Raw genomic sequence first — 588 nt, forward strand, 5'->3', positions numbered from 1 at the left:
AGGGCGACATCGACTACCTCGTGGTCGACGGCACACTCCCCATCGAGCCAACCCGTTCCCCCGAAACCTGGATGAACATGCTCCAGATGATGTCCCAGACCGGCCTGAACATGGAGTACAAGATGAATAAGATCGCCGAAGAAGCCATCAGAAGCATGGGCATCAGCGATCTCGACCAGTTCCGCATCTCCGAAGAAGAGCGTAAGCAAGGCCCGACCCCATCACAACAGATGGCCATGGCAGAAAAAGCCAGGGGAGCCTCCGTCCAGCCCAACGAGCACATCCAGAACGAAGTCCAGAAGGGCAACCTCGTCCCCGCAGGAGCCAGATAATGAAAAGCAACAAACTCACCAACCCGAAACTCAACGCCCTGCGAGCCAACGTCAACGCACACACTCTGGCCTACCTCGATCAAGTCATTGAGCTTCAGCAGCAACTACTGGACGAACTTATCAGCCAGCACCGCACCCTGCACGAACAGATCAACGAATGCCGTCTGCACATCGACAGCATCAACGCCTACCTGGACAACAACGCCGAGTACTCACTGACCAAGGCCAAGCTGGCCCGCCTGATCAAAAAACTGGA

2 protein-coding genes are annotated in these 588 nt (G+C 56.0%); both read left to right on the top strand.

What is annotated here, in order from left to right:
* Positions 1-332, top strand: a 332-nt coding sequence (locus AK963_RS34355; RefSeq protein WP_175404784.1) for a hypothetical protein, incomplete at its 5' end; no start/stop codon positions are given.
* A partial coding sequence (locus AK963_RS30385; protein ID WP_139117835.1) for a hypothetical protein occupies positions 332-588 on the top strand: 257 nt, incomplete at its 3' end. The genes AK963_RS34355 and AK963_RS30385, both read left to right, overlap by 1 nt.

Origin of the sequence: Endozoicomonas atrinae, assembly GCF_001647025.1 — a bacterium.
GTDB lineage: Bacteria > Pseudomonadota > Gammaproteobacteria > Pseudomonadales > Endozoicomonadaceae > Endozoicomonas > Endozoicomonas atrinae.